A 12,910-nucleotide genomic window follows, 5' to 3' on the forward strand; every position below is an offset into this window, starting at 1 on the left:
GGCAACGCCGGCACCGGCACGACCAACTCGAACAATTATGTGATCGACACCGTGCGCCCGACGGCCACCGTCGTGGTAGCCGACAATGCCCTGAAAATCGGCGAAACCTCGCTGGTAACCATCACCTTCAGCGAAGCGGTCAGCGGGTTTACCAACGCCGACCTGACCATCGCCAACGGCACATTGAGCGCCGTGAGCAGCAGCGACGGCGGCATCACCTGGACCGCGACGTTCACCCCGAGCGCCAGCATCAACGACACGACCAACCTGATCACCCTGAACAACACCGGCATCGCGGATCTGTCGGGTAACGCCGGCAGCGGCACCACCGATTCCAACAACTACGCCATCGACACGGTGCGTCCGACCGCCACGATTGTGCTGGCCGATACCACCCTGACCGCGGGCGAAACGTCGCTGGTGACCATCACATTCTCCGAAGCAGTGAGCGGTTTCACCAACGCCGACCTGAGCATTGCCAACGGCACGTTGAGCGCCGTGAGCAGCAGCGACGGTGGCATCACCTGGACCGCGACCTTCACGCCCACCGTTGGCGTAAATGACCTGACCAACGTCATCACCCTGGCCAACACCGGCGTGGCCGACCTGTCCGGCAAAGCGGCACCACCAATTCCGGCAACTACACCATCGACACCGTGCTACCGACCGCCACCATTGTGGTCGCCGACAATGCGCTGAAAATCGGCGAAACGTCGCTGGTGACCATCACCTTCTCCGAGGCAGTGACCGGTTTCACCAACGCCGACCTGACCATCGCCAACGGCACCTTGAGCGCCGTAAGCAGCAGTGACGGCGGTATCACTTGGACGGCAACCTTCACGCCGACCAACACCATCACCGACGCGACCAACCTGATCACCCTCGACAACAGCGGTGTACAGGCAGCGAGCAGCGGCAACGTCGGCAGCGGCACCAGCAATTCGAACAACTACGCCATCGACACCGTGCGCCCGACGGCCACCGTCGTGGTAACGGACAATGCGCTGAAAATCGGCGAAACCTCGCTGGTGACCATCACCTTCAGCGAAGCGGTCAGCGGGTTTACCAACGCCGACCTGACCATCGCCAACGGCACATTGAGCGCGGTAAGCAGCAGTGACGGCGGCATCACCTGGACCGCGACCTTCACCCCGAGCGCCAGCGTCAACGACACGACCAACCTGATCACGCTGGACAACACCGGCATCGCGGATCTGTCGGGCAACGCCGGCAGCGGCACCACCGATTCCAACAACTACGCCATCGACACGGTGCGTCCGACCGCCACGATTGTGCTGGCAGACCCGACCCTGAGTGCGGGCGAAACCTCGCTGGTGACCATCACCTTCTCCGAAGCAGTGAGCGGTTTCACCAACGCCGACCTGACCATCGCCAACGGCACGTTGACGGCCGTGAGCAGCAGCGACGGCGGTATCACCTGGACCGCGACCTTCACACCCACCGTTGGCGTGAATGACCTGACCAACATCATCACCCTGGCCAACACCGGCGTGGCCGACCTGTCCGGCAACGCAGGCAGCGGCACAACCAACTCCGGCAACTACACGATCGATACCGTGCTGCCGACCGCCACCATTGTGGTCGCCGACAATGCGCTGAGAATCGGCGAAACGTCGTTGGTAACCGTCACCTTCTCCGAGGCGGTGACCGGTTTCACCAACGCCGACCTGACCATCGCCAACGGTACGCTCAGCGCGGTGAGCAGCAGCGACGGCGGCATTACCTGGACGGCCACGTTCACGCCGACCTCCAGCATCACCGACACCAGCAACCTGATCACCCTGGACAACAGCGGTGTGCAAAACGGTTCGGGCAACGCCGGCAGTGGCACTACTGATTCCAACAACTACGCCATCGACACCGTGCGCCCGACTGCGACGATTGTCGTGGCGGACACCACGCTGGCGCTGGGCCAAACCTCGTTAGTGACCATCACCTTCTCTGAGGCGGTCAGCGGTTTCACCAACGCCGACTTGACCATTGCCAACGGCACATTGAGCGCCGTGAGCAGCAGCGATGGCGGCATCACCTGGACGGCGACCTTCACGCCGACCGTGAGCGTCAACGATGCGACCAACCTCATCACGCTGGACAACACCGGGATCGCCGACCTGGCCGGGAACGCTGGCAGCGGCACCACCGATTCCAACAACTACGTGATCGACAGCCTGCGCCCGACCGCCACCATCGTGGTCGCTGACAGCACCCTCAGCGCGGGCGAAACCTCGCTGGTGACTATCACCTTCAGCGAGGCGGTCAGCGGTTTCGACAACAGTGACCTGAGCATCCCCAACGGCACGTTGAGCGCGGTAAGCAGCAGCGACGGCGGCATCACCTGGACCGCAACTTTCACGCCAACGGTCGGCGTCAGGGACACCAGCAACCTCATCACCCTGAACAACACCGGAGTGGCCGACATTGCCGGCAACGCGGGCAGCGGCACCACCAGTTCGGCGAATTACACCATCGACACCGTATTGCCGACCGCCACCATCGTGGTCGCCGACAATGCGCTGAGAATCGGCGAAACCTCGCTGGTGACCATCACCTTCTCCGAGGCGGTGAGCGGTTTCAGCAATGCCGACCTGACGATTGCCAACGGCACGTTGAGTGCGGTGAGCAGCAGTGACGGCGGCATCACCTGGACCGCCACATTCACGCCGACCACCACCATTACCGATGCCACCAACTTGATCACGCTGGACAACAGCGGCGTGCAAAACGCTTCGGGCAATGCCGGCAGCGGCACCACCAATTCCAACAATTTCGCCATCGACACCCAGCGTCCAACCGCGACCATCGTGGTGGCCGACGCGGCCCTGGGCGTGGGCCAGACGACTCTGGTCACCATCACCTTCAGTGAGGCGGTGAGCGGTTTTACCAACGCCGACCTGATCATCGACAATGCCACCCTGAGCAACGTTTCCAGCAGCGATGGCGGCATCACCTGGACCGCGACATTGACGCCTTTGGCCGGCATCACCGACACCAGCAACATCATCCGGCTGGACAACACCGGCGTTCAGGACTTGGCGGGCAACGCGGGCAGCGGCACCACCGATTCCAATAATTATGTGATCGACAGCCAACGCCCGACCGCGACCATCGTGCTGAGCGATACGACCCTGAAACCCGGTGAAACCGCGCTGGTGACCATCACCTTCAGCGAGTCAGTCAGCGGTTTCGACAACAGCGATCTGAGCATTGCCAACGGCACGTTGAGCGCCGTCAGCAGCAGTGACGGCGGGATCACCTGGACCGCCACCTTCACACCGACCCTCGGCGTGACCGATGCGACCAACCTCATCACTCTGAACAACACCGGCATCGCCGACCTGGCCGGTAACACCGGCACGGGCACCACCAACTCCGCCAACTACGTGGTGGAAACCCAGGTGCCGAGCGCGACCATCGTGATCGCCGACAACGCCCTCAAGGCCGGTGAAACCTCTGGCGTGACCATTACGTTCTCGGAAGCGGTGAGCGGTTTCACCAATGCCGACCTGACCATCGCCAACGGCACGCTGAGCAACGTCTCGTCCAGCGACGGCGGCATCACCTGGACGGCGACCTTCACGCCAACGGTCGACGTGACGGACAGCACCAACCTGATCAGCCTCGACAACAGCGGTGTGCAAAACGCCTCGGGCAACAGCGGCGTGGGCGTGACCGATTCCAACAACTACGCCATCGACACGGCGCGTCCGACCGCGACCATTGTGGTGGCGGACAATCGCCTCGGCATCGGCGAGACCACCACGGTCACCATCACGTTCAGCGAAGCGGTGTCCGGTTTCGATTTGTCGGACCTCAGCGTGGCCAACGGTGTGCTGTCCAACCTGGCCAGCAGCAACGGCGGCGTGACCTGGACCGCGACACTGACGCCGACGGCGAACATCAACGACACCACCAACCTGATCCTGCTCGACACCGGCAACGTGGCCGACGCGGCAGGCAACGCCGGTGCCGCAATCGCCATCTCCAACAACTACGCCCTCGATGCCACGCGTCCGACTGCCACCATCGTGGTCGCCAATCCGCATTTGGGCATTGGCCAGACCACGCTGGTGACGTTCACGTTCAGTGAGGCCGTGAGCGATTTCGACTTGTCGGATTTGAGCGTGACCAACGGCGAGTTGAGCAACCTGGCCAGCAGTGACGGCGGCAAGACCTGGACCGCGACCTTCACGCCCACCGCGAATATGTCCGACCCGAGCAATTTCATCGCCCTCGACACCAGTAATGTCTCGGACCTGGCCGGCAACATCGGCAGCAGCATTTCGGTTTCCAATAATTACGCCATCGACGGCGAACGGCCGACCGCCACCATCGTCGTTGCCAACCCGAACCTGGGCGTTGGCCAGACCTCGCTGGTGACCTTTACCTTCAACGAGGCGGTGAGTGGTTTCGATCTGTCGGACATCAGTGTCGCCAACGGCACGTTGTCCAACCTGTCCAGCAGCGACGGCGGCACAACCTGGACCGCGACGCTGACGCCCACCAGCAATATCAGCAACGGCAACAACGCGATCAGTTTGAACATTGCGGGTATCAGTGACGGTTCGGGAAATGCGGGTAGCGGCACAAGCCAGTCGAACAACTTCGCGATCAACACCGCACCGACGTCGACTTCGGTTGTGCTGGTTCCGGCGGATCCGGAGTTCCGGGTCACCGAGCCGGTGACGCTGCCCGATCAGCCAAACGTGCCCTTGCAACCGATCATCTTCACTGCGCCCACGGGTGATCTCGGTTCGCCGCTGACCTTCACGCCGCTGTTCGAACAACGGGTGATCGGCAATGGCATCCGGCCGCTGGGGGACATTTTCATCAACCGCGGGGCGATCTCGCCAAGCTTCATCGCTCAGGTGTTCAGCAGCAGCGACAGCGGTGGTGACGGCTCGGGCCAGGGGTTTCTCGGCTTTGGTGGCGGCGATGGCGGGGTGTTCGGCACCAGTACGCTGTCGAGCCTGTTCAATCAGGACACCGGCAGCGAGCGTAGCGAGCTGAATTCTTTCGGCAGTCATTCGATCAGGGGCGGGGATGTTTCCCAAGGACTGCGCGGCGTGTTTGGCGCGCTGACGCTGAACGAGCAATTGCAACAGCTCAAAGACACCGAGCAACGGCAGGTCGACAGCCTGGCCGCGGCGTTGAAACAGGTCGGCATCAGCGAAATGCAGGCCTGAAAAAAGCCATAAAACCAGTGCAGCACCCAGGGGCAGTCAAGGATGAATAGAAGTCACATGTTGTTCAGCGCCAGCCTGTTGGCGCTTGCGATAAGCGGATGTGCCGTCACCAGTGAGCCGATCGAGCGCAGCGTCAGCGAACAGCGCGCCAAGAGCGATCTGCAGAATATGTACACCGGACAGGAGCCCCTCAGCGGTCCTCTGACCTTGCACCAGGCCATGGCCCGCGCGGTTAAGTACAACCTCGAAGGCCGGCTCAAGATCATGGAAGAAGCGTTGGCCAAGCGCCAACTCGACCTGGCCAGTTTCGACATGCTGCCGCGCATGGCCCTGGCGGCAGGTTATGCAGGGCGCAGCAACGTCAGCGCCTCCAGCAGCCAGAGTGTGCTGACCGACACCCAGTCGCTGGAACCATCGACCTCCCAGGACCGCGACCGCCGAGTCGCCGACCTGACCATGGTGTGGAACGTCCTCGACTTCGGCGTCAGTTACATCAGCGCCAAGCAGCAGGGTGACCAGCGACTGATCGTTCAGGAGCGCCGGCGAAAGGTCATCAATACCATCGTCCAGGACGTGCGCTCGGCCTATTGGCGAGCGGTGGCCGCCGAACGTTTGCTCACGCAGATCGACAGCCTGATGGCGCGAGTCGATACGGCGCGCGGCAACAGCCAAAGCATGAGCACACAACGCATCGGCGATCCGATCCAGGCGCTGGGTTATCAGCGTTCGCTGATCGAAGCGACCCGCCAGCTCCAAGAGCAGCGGCGGGCGCTGTCCCTGGCCAAAACCGAACTGGCGACCCTGATCAACCTGCCGATGGGCACCGATCTTAAACTGGCGACCCCGGACGATTACTCTATCCCGCAATTGAAAGTCGGCATGGCCAGCCTGGAGCATGAAGCCCTGGCTAGCCGTCCAGAGTTGCGCGAACAGGATTACCAGACCCGCATCAGCACTGCCGAAACCCGTAAAGCCATGCTGCGGCTGTTGCCGGGGCTGGAGTTTTCGGCGGGCGGGCATTACGACAGCAACTCGTTCCTGGTCAACGACAAGTGGGCCGACTACGGGGTGAAGTTGACCTGGAACCTGTTCAACGTGATTTCCGCACCGGCCGCGATCAACGTGGCCAAGGCCGGCGAAGAAGTCGCCAAGGCGCGGCGCCAGGCCATGTCCATCGCGGTGCTGGCCCAGCTCTATGTGGCGAACGCCAACTATCAGGAAGCGCTGAATCAGTTCCGGACCAACCAGGAATTGTCGAGCATCGACGGGGAGATTCTGGGGCAATTGCGCAACCGTCATCAGGCGGCGGGCCTTGGAGAACTGGACCTGATACAGGGTGAGCTGAACACGTTGCAGGCGGATTTGCGCCGGGACCTGTCCTACGCCGATCTGCGTAACGCCTACGGCCAGATCTTCGCCAGCGCCGGTCTCGACCCGATGCCGGACGAGGTGCAATCCACCGAAGTCCAGTCCATCGCCACCGCCTTGGCCAACCGCGAAGCGGCGTGGGCGTCGGGCAACATCAGCGTGCCGGTGGCCCATGCTCCCGTCCAATAATCTGCGGGTGCCGACCGCGAGCATCAATCGCGAACAACGGGAGACCCGCAATGGTCATCACGGCGCCGCGATCCTGCTGACCGGTTTGCCGGCGGCGGGTAAATCGACGCTGGCCCAGGCGCTGCACGCCGAGTTGTTCGAACTCGGCGTGCAAAGTGTGGTGCTCGATGGCGATGGGCTTCGGGTCGGGCTCAATCGCGATCTCGGTTTCACCGACAGCGACCGCCTGGAAAACATCCGTCGCGCCAGTGAAGTGGCGGCGCTACTGGTGGAGAACGGGCAAATCGTCATCCTCGCGATGATCGCGCCGTTGGTTGAGTTGCGTGAAGTGTTCGCTCGGCGTCTGGGTGAGGATTACCGCGAAGTCTGGTGCAGCGCTTCGTTGGCGGTGTGCGAGCAGCGCGATCCCAAAGGTCATTATGCGCGGGCGCGACGCGGTGATTTGGCGGGGTTTACCGGTGTGTCCGCGCCCTATGAACCGCCGCCATCCGCCTCCCTGGTGCTCGACACCGGCGTTCAGTCGGTCGAGGCCTGCCTCGACCGCTTGCTGACCTGGCTCGGCGAGTGTGCAGTGCTGCCGAAAAGATGAGTCGACCGGCCTTCTCGCGCTTGCCGGTGGCAGTGGATTTGCCGCTGTTGTTGCAGGCGTTGGCGGCGATTGGTGAAGACGCGTGGTGCGCGCATTTCAACAGCGATTACTACGCCGGGGACTGGAGTGGTGTGGCGCTGGTGTCGGCGGCGGATGCGTTGACGGAACTGTCGCCGGGGCGTGGCGAACCGCTGTTGCGTGCGCCGTGGCTGCGGGATGTTCGTTGGCAGCAAGGCTTGCGCGATCTGCCGCTGGAGATTGTGTCCGCACGCCTGTTGCGACTGGGGCCGGGCGGGCAGATTCACGAACACCGCGACTATGATCTTGGCGGACCAGACGCCGATTTACGCCTGCACATGCCGTTGCTCAGCCCGCCGAAAGTGGACTTCATGCTGGACGGTCAGCGCATTCCGATGCTTGCGGGAGAGTGTTGGTTTCTCGATTTGTCGCGGCCGCATCGTGTGGACAATCGTGATACTCGGGCACGGGTTCATCTGGTGCTCGATTGCCGGCCGGGCGACTGGCTGGAGCAGGCGATTGCCGACGGTGTATCGACCACGCCGCTGCCGGATTCGGGTGACGGCGCCTTGCTGCAATTTCAGCGTCTGGTGGCCAGTGATTTGCAGCTGTCGAAGACCTTGCAGGGCTTGCCGGACACCGAGCTGTTTATCACCCGCACCTTGGAGCTGGCGGCGGAGCGAGGCCTGGAATTTTCTCGGGAAGAACTACGTGCCGCGATGCGCAGCGGCCGCCGCCGATGGAATGAACAATGGAGCGCCTGAATCTCGAAGGCTGGTTGCCGATTCGGATCTGGCAGCCGGCTGGCGAATGGCAGGTCGATTGGTGCTGGTTCGGGGACACGCCGTTGCATCAGCCGTTTTTTCGCGATGCCGTGGAAGCGGCGCTGCGGTTACCGTTCAATCAGGCGTTTCGTCGGCAAACGCCATTGGCTGTTCTCGGCGACTGGCAGGCGTGCAGTCCCGGCCTGGCGCCGAGCGCTTTTATCTTTCACGCTTCGCGCTGCGGCTCGACCCTGATCGGTCAGATGCTCGCGCAACTCGATAACCACATCGTCATTAGCGAACCGCCGCCGCTGGATGCCTTGTTGCGAAGTGGTTTACCAGCCGTCGAACGGCGTGCCGCTATCGCAGGGTTGTTGTCCGCCTATGGTCAGCGGCGGCGCGGTATTGAGCAGCGGCTGGTGATCAAACTCGATGCCTGGAACATCACCGAATTGCCCCTGTTGAGCGAATGTTTTCCCGATACGCCTTGGTTGTTTGTGTACCGCGATCCGCTGGAAATCGCTGTTTCCCATCTGCGCCGCCCGGGCATGCACATGGTGCCGGGGATGATCGGGGCGAGTGGGTTGGATGACGAATGGCCGTTCGACAGTCGCGAGGATTTTATTGCGCGGCGGCTGGGGCGGTTGCTGGCATCGGGGTTAGCGCAATGTCGGGCGTTTGGTGGATTGGCAGTGAACTACAGCGAGTTGCCGGGGGCCATGGCTGGGCGGTTGGCCGAGTTTTTCGGGTTGGATGACTTGCAGCGTGAACGAGTGTTCGCGGCGGTGGGGCTGCATGCCAAACAGCCTTCAGCGGTGTTTGTGGGGGACGGTGATGAGAAGCGTCGTGAGGCTTCGGCGGTGATGCGTGAGCGGGTGGAGCTTTGGGCGCGAGGGCCTTATGAGGCGCTAGTTGCCAAGTCATGCATTGACAGTACTGACGCCATCGCGAGCAAGCTCGCTCCCACAGTTGATCTTCAGTGAACACAAAATATGTGTACGACGGAGATCCAATGCAGGAGTGAGCCTGCTCGCGATGACGGTGGTCGATTCACCGAAAAACTACTCGGCTAAACCTTGGTTTGAGCCTTCGCCATTTGCAACGCTTCCCAATGATCCATCGCCCGCTCAACCAGCAACTGCACACCATCAGCCATGCGGCTAAGCGCCAGGGCGACCGAGCGCCGTGTCCCGTCCACATCGTCCGCGAGATCGGCCGCAATGGCGCTGATGGACAGCAGGTCTTCGGAGGCGTTGGCCAACAGGGCTTCGGTGTCGATGTCGGGGGAAACGGTGAAGAGATGGCCTTTGCGGCGTCTGGCTGGTTTTCCGTCAGCCGGGGGGAAGTAGTGGGCGAAGGCGCGGTCAGCGGCTTCTTTGAGTTTTTCAGCTTCGAGAGAATCGTCGGAATCGGTGTCAGGGTTACCTGGCGGATTCGGCGTAATTTTGTGCATATATAAAATCCTAAACAGTAAGTGTGAGCCGTCACCGTTCACTTGCACGCGAATTGGGGTGGCGGCCGAGCGCAGGTGTGCAAGACCGGGACTGTTTAGGACACCCAGCAGATCCGAGGATCTCCTGCGCGCAGCCGCCATTAAGCAATGAGCCATGACAATTGCGACCCAAACAGTTTCGTCGGACTTGCACGTCCGTGTCACCGTTTATTCAGTGACAAACCCAGACTAGACCTGGGTTCAGGCCGTAACAAGCTCACCAACACCACTACAACTTGAAGGAAATGTCCGACGGAGTTACCAGACATTGGTGTTTTCGCGGAAGGTCAGGATTTGGACGACAAATCCGCCATCCCTTTGAGCAATTCGATCGGCAGCGGGAAGACGATCGTTGCTGTCTTGTCACCGGCAATCGAACTCAACGTCTGCATATACCGCAACTGCATCGCCCCCGGCTGACGCCCCAGCATCTCGGCGGCCTGCATGAGTTTTTCCGAGGCCTGCAATTCACCTTCGGCGTGAATCACCTTGGCCCGGCGTTCCCGCTCGGCTTCGGCCTGTTTGGCGATGGCGCGGACCATCGATTCGTTGAGGTCCACGTGCTTGATCTCGACGTTTGCCACCTTGATGCCCCAGGCATCGGTCTGGGCGTCGAGCACTTGCTGGATATCAATGTTCAGCCGTTCCCGTTCGGCCAGCAGCTCATCGAGTTCATGTTTACCCAGCACCGCGCGCAATGTGGTCTGGGCCAATTGGCTGGTGGCCATGAGGAAATCTTCGACCTGGATGATGGCTTTCTGCGGATCGAGCACGCGGAAATACAGCACGGCGTTGACCTTGACCGAAACGTTGTCGCGGGTGATCACGTCTTGTGGCGGCACGTCGAGCACCACGGTGCGCAGATCGACGCGAACCATTTGCTGGACCACCGGAATCAGCAGGATCAGGCCAGGGCCTTTGACTTGCCAGAAGCGCCCGAGCTGGAACACCACCCCGCGCTCGTATTCGCGCAGGATGCGGAAGGTCGACCCCGCCAGCGCGATCAGCAGTAACAGCAGCGCGGCAAATCCCAGTTGCAGGCCCATGTCTATTCTCCCTTCGACGCCGCATCAGCCGCGGCCACTTTCAGCAGTAATCCCTTGCGTGCCACCACCCGGACCTTTTGCCCCGGTTGCAGCGGCGTGCTGCTGAGCACTTGCCACTGTTCGCCTTGCAGGTGCACCCAGCCGTTACAGGCGTTGTCGGCTTGCAACGAAATCACCGGCGTCACGCTGCCGACCAGCCCGGCATCGCCGCTGACGTTGTGGCGTGGTCGGGTTTTCAGGGCGTGGAGCAGCAGGAAGATCAACAAAAGCGCACTGATCAGTCCCAGGCCGATCATCAACGGCACCGGCACTTCGGTGTTGGTCAGGATCACCGCGCCGATGACGAACATCACAATGCCGCCCAGCCCGATCACGCCGTAATTGGGCAGCGCCGCCTCGGCGATCAGGAATGCGATGCCGAACGTGATCAGCCAGATCCCCATGGGGTTGGGGGCCAGCAAGACAACGGTGTCCGCCGCGAAGACCGATCCGCTTAAGGCCAACAGCAGCGCAACTGCACAGCAACGAATGTTCACGCGACCCTCCGGGAGAGTCATTGATGGTTCTTTATACAGTCTAGCTGAGCTGTGGGTTGTACGAATTTTGACCAGTTGTTGGCCTTGCCCCGGCGGGCGGATTTCTCTCCGGAATGCGACAGCAGGCCTAGACTTTCAGTACGAAGAAAAGTGTTAACCATCGTCCGCCCAACGTTGTTGCGGACACCGAGGTGCATCATGCGTATGGCAAGAACCCTGCAGAACAGCCTGGAGAAGGCGCACTGCGAATATGACATCGTTTCCCACCCGCACTCGGCCAGCAGCCTTGAAACCGCGCGACTGGCGGGCATTCCTGCCGAACGGATGGCCAAGTCGGTGATCCTCGACGACCACCACGGTCATTACCTGATGGCCGTGCTGCCCGCCAGCCGTCACCTGGACCTGAGCAAAGTGCGCAGCAGTGGCGAATGGCAGGTCTCCCGGGAAAGCAACCTGCCGCACCTGTTCGACGATTGCGAACGCGGCGCTGTGCCGGCCCTGGGCGAAGCCTATGGCCTGGACGTGGTCATCGATCCGCTACTGACACGACAGAAAGACATCTACCTGGAAGCCGGCAACCACACCAATCTGCTGCACATGGACATGCCGCAGTTTTTGAAAATGGTGCCGCACGCCGAGGTGCGAGAGTTGAGCTAGTGAGTTTTGTGGAGTCAGTGATACCGTCATCGCGGGCAAGCCACGCTCCCACAGGGTTCACGCAGTTCCTGTGGGAGCGTGGCTTGCCCGCGATTGACTGCAAAGCAGTCACCCAATCATCTGCCATCAATAGGAGCCCACCATGGAATCCCCAACCCACAGCCTCCCTTCCCTGTTCAAACAACTCGGCCTGGACAGCGACCCGGTCAGCATCGACCAATTCATCGCCACCCATTCACCGCTCAAACCGGAACTGCATCTGGCAGACGCGTTTTTCTGGACCAAGAGTCAGGCGGACTTTTTGCGGGACGAGATTCTGGACGATGCAGATTGGGCGGAGGTGGTGGATCAACTGGATGTGCTGATGAGGAAGGGGCGGGGGGTGTGAGAATTACCTTTCTGGGGCCACTGTCGGGAGGTATGGACAAGCGCGAGTATCCAGACTGCGTCCGGCTCGAGCTGATAAACCAAGCGATAGTTTTGATGGGGAATTGACTCGCGAGTACCTGTAATGATTCCGACAGGGCCGCTTTCAGGAAACTGGGAAATGCGAGATATCGCATCAATGAATCGGTTGTCCATTTCCAGGGCGGCTATTGGGTTGACGTCATGCAGGTAATCCCAGATGTCTGCACGATCCTGTGCTGCTGCGGGCGTCCATATTATCTTCATCCGTTCTTGGTTACCTGCGCACGCCTGGCAGCGAATTGTGCTTCAACTTCATCATTAGTCAGGCCTTCGCCAGCTCGCATCGAAATACGTGCACTGTCGACTTTGTGTTGTAAAAACGCTTCGTACTCGCGCGACTCTCGTTGTGTTTGAACGAACTGACGCATCATTTCCCTGACGATTTGCGATGCGGGGCGATGGGAAGCTTCAGCTTCTGCCATGAACTCTTCTCGCAACTCTGGTTCAAGTTTCATCGTAAAAACAGCTTGTTTGGACATTTCCATTTCCTCGATGTGGATACTGACGAAGTATATACATCTTCAGTACCGATGTTGATTCAGGCAGCCGACTGGCGACGGACGGAGGCCAATTTGTTTC

General features: G+C 60.9%; 13 protein-coding genes and 1 pseudogene. 9 read left to right on the top strand and 5 right to left on the bottom strand.

Annotation, left to right across the window (positions count from 1 at the left end):
* The 7 genes and pseudogenes from K0F88_RS32855 to K0F88_RS00025 form a co-directional block, all read left to right on the top strand.
* On the top strand, positions 1-699 hold a 699-nt coding region (locus K0F88_RS32855), incomplete at its 5' end, for an Ig-like domain-containing protein (RefSeq protein ID WP_374039691.1).
* Positions 678-1,205 (top strand): annotated as a pseudogene (locus K0F88_RS32860) (Ig-like domain-containing protein); the annotation flags it as partial. The gene K0F88_RS32855 and the pseudogene K0F88_RS32860, both read left to right, overlap by 22 nt.
* Positions 1,206-1,271: 66 nt before the next feature.
* Positions 1,272-5,204 (top strand): beta strand repeat-containing protein, encoded by a 3,933-nt coding sequence (locus tag K0F88_RS00005; RefSeq protein ID WP_374039694.1) that lies wholly within the window; start codon positions 1,272-1,274, stop codon positions 5,202-5,204.
* A gap of 42 nt (positions 5,205-5,246) precedes the next feature.
* The gene (locus K0F88_RS00010) at positions 5,247-6,761 is read left to right on the top strand and encodes a TolC family protein (RefSeq protein WP_219093110.1); all 1,515 of its coding nucleotides are present in this window, start codon (positions 5,247-5,249) and stop codon (positions 6,759-6,761) included.
* Positions 6,745-7,350 (top strand): adenylyl-sulfate kinase, encoded by a 606-nt coding sequence (gene cysC / locus K0F88_RS00015; RefSeq protein ID WP_094469725.1) that lies wholly within the window; start codon positions 6,745-6,747, stop codon positions 7,348-7,350. The genes K0F88_RS00010 and cysC overlap by 17 nt, the downstream gene beginning before the upstream one ends.
* Positions 7,347-8,132, top strand: coding sequence for an aspartyl/asparaginyl beta-hydroxylase domain-containing protein (locus K0F88_RS00020; RefSeq protein WP_094469724.1), 786 nt, complete (start codon positions 7,347-7,349; stop codon positions 8,130-8,132). Before cysC ends, K0F88_RS00020 begins: the two co-directional genes overlap by 4 nt.
* The gene (locus tag K0F88_RS00025) at positions 8,120-9,115 is read left to right on the top strand and encodes a sulfotransferase family protein (protein WP_094469723.1); all 996 of its coding nucleotides are present in this window, start codon (positions 8,120-8,122) and stop codon (positions 9,113-9,115) included. Before K0F88_RS00020 ends, K0F88_RS00025 begins: the two co-directional genes overlap by 13 nt.
* Before the next feature lie 86 nt (positions 9,116-9,201).
* Here the strand turns inward: K0F88_RS00025 and K0F88_RS00030 are convergent, their stop codons facing one another.
* The 3 genes from K0F88_RS00030 to K0F88_RS00040 form a co-directional block, all read right to left on the bottom strand.
* On the bottom strand, positions 9,202-9,585 hold the full coding sequence (locus K0F88_RS00030) for a DUF6124 family protein (RefSeq protein ID WP_219093112.1): 384 nt from the start codon (positions 9,583-9,585) through the stop codon (positions 9,202-9,204).
* A gap of 326 nt (positions 9,586-9,911) precedes the next feature.
* Positions 9,912-10,670, bottom strand: a complete 759-nt coding sequence (locus K0F88_RS00035; protein WP_094469722.1) for a slipin family protein — start codon at positions 10,668-10,670, stop codon at positions 9,912-9,914.
* Positions 10,671-10,672: 2 nt separating this feature from the next.
* Complete coding sequence (locus tag K0F88_RS00040) at positions 10,673-11,206, bottom strand: NfeD family protein (RefSeq protein ID WP_094469727.1); 534 nt, start codon at positions 11,204-11,206, stop codon at positions 10,673-10,675.
* Between the two features lie 198 nt (positions 11,207-11,404).
* Here K0F88_RS00040 and K0F88_RS00045 point away from each other — a divergent pair, with 198 nt between their 5' ends.
* Both K0F88_RS00045 and K0F88_RS00050 read left to right on the top strand, forming a co-directional pair.
* The gene (locus tag K0F88_RS00045; protein ID WP_094469721.1) at positions 11,405-11,863 is read left to right on the top strand and encodes an aminoacyl-tRNA deacylase; all 459 of its coding nucleotides are present in this window, start codon (positions 11,405-11,407) and stop codon (positions 11,861-11,863) included.
* A 142-nt stretch (positions 11,864-12,005) separates the two neighbouring features.
* Positions 12,006-12,251 (top strand): DUF2789 domain-containing protein, encoded by a 246-nt coding sequence (locus tag K0F88_RS00050; RefSeq protein ID WP_094469720.1) that lies wholly within the window; start codon positions 12,006-12,008, stop codon positions 12,249-12,251.
* Here the strand turns inward: K0F88_RS00050 and K0F88_RS00055 are convergent.
* Together K0F88_RS00055 and K0F88_RS00060 are read right to left on the bottom strand one after the other, a co-directional pair.
* A complete protein-coding gene (locus K0F88_RS00055) occupies positions 12,212-12,535 on the bottom strand; it encodes a type II toxin-antitoxin system RelE/ParE family toxin (protein ID WP_219093114.1) in 324 nt (107 codons plus the stop codon). The genes K0F88_RS00050 and K0F88_RS00055 overlap by 40 nt on opposite strands.
* On the bottom strand, positions 12,532-12,810 hold the full coding sequence (locus tag K0F88_RS00060; RefSeq protein ID WP_219093117.1) for an antitoxin of toxin-antitoxin stability system: 279 nt from the start codon (positions 12,808-12,810) through the stop codon (positions 12,532-12,534). The genes K0F88_RS00055 and K0F88_RS00060 overlap by 4 nt, the downstream gene beginning before the upstream one ends.
* Between the last annotated feature and the right edge of the window lie 100 nt (positions 12,811-12,910).

The sequence above is a fragment of the Pseudomonas sp. UMAB-40 genome (assembly GCF_900095275.1).
Taxonomy (GTDB): Bacteria; Pseudomonadota; Gammaproteobacteria; order Pseudomonadales; family Pseudomonadaceae; genus Aquipseudomonas; species Aquipseudomonas mandelii_B.

Bases quoted from the DNA above. Each gene is read 5' to 3' on its own strand.
- K0F88_RS00010 (WP_219093110.1), top strand. From the start codon at position 5,247: ATGAATAGAAGTCACATGTTGTTCAGCGCCAGCCTGTTGGCGCTTGCG.
- cysC (WP_094469725.1), top strand. From the start codon at position 6,745: ATGCTCCCGTCCAATAATCTGCGGGTGCCGACCGCGAGCATCAATCGC.
- K0F88_RS00020 (WP_094469724.1), top strand. From the start codon at position 7,347: ATGAGTCGACCGGCCTTCTCGCGCTTGCCGGTGGCAGTGGATTTGCCG.
- K0F88_RS00025 (WP_094469723.1), top strand. From the start codon at position 8,120: ATGGAGCGCCTGAATCTCGAAGGCTGGTTGCCGATTCGGATCTGGCAG.
- K0F88_RS00030 (WP_219093112.1), bottom strand. From the start codon at position 9,585: ATGCACAAAATTACGCCGAATCCGCCAGGTAACCCTGACACCGATTCC.
- K0F88_RS00035 (WP_094469722.1), bottom strand. From the start codon at position 10,670: ATGGGCCTGCAACTGGGATTTGCCGCGCTGCTGTTACTGCTGATCGCG.
- K0F88_RS00045 (WP_094469721.1), top strand. From the start codon at position 11,405: ATGCGTATGGCAAGAACCCTGCAGAACAGCCTGGAGAAGGCGCACTGC.
- K0F88_RS00050 (WP_094469720.1), top strand. From the start codon at position 12,006: ATGGAATCCCCAACCCACAGCCTCCCTTCCCTGTTCAAACAACTCGGC.
- K0F88_RS00055 (WP_219093114.1), bottom strand. From the start codon at position 12,535: ATGAAGATAATATGGACGCCCGCAGCAGCACAGGATCGTGCAGACATC.
- K0F88_RS00060 (WP_219093117.1), bottom strand. From the start codon at position 12,810: ATGTCCAAACAAGCTGTTTTTACGATGAAACTTGAACCAGAGTTGCGA.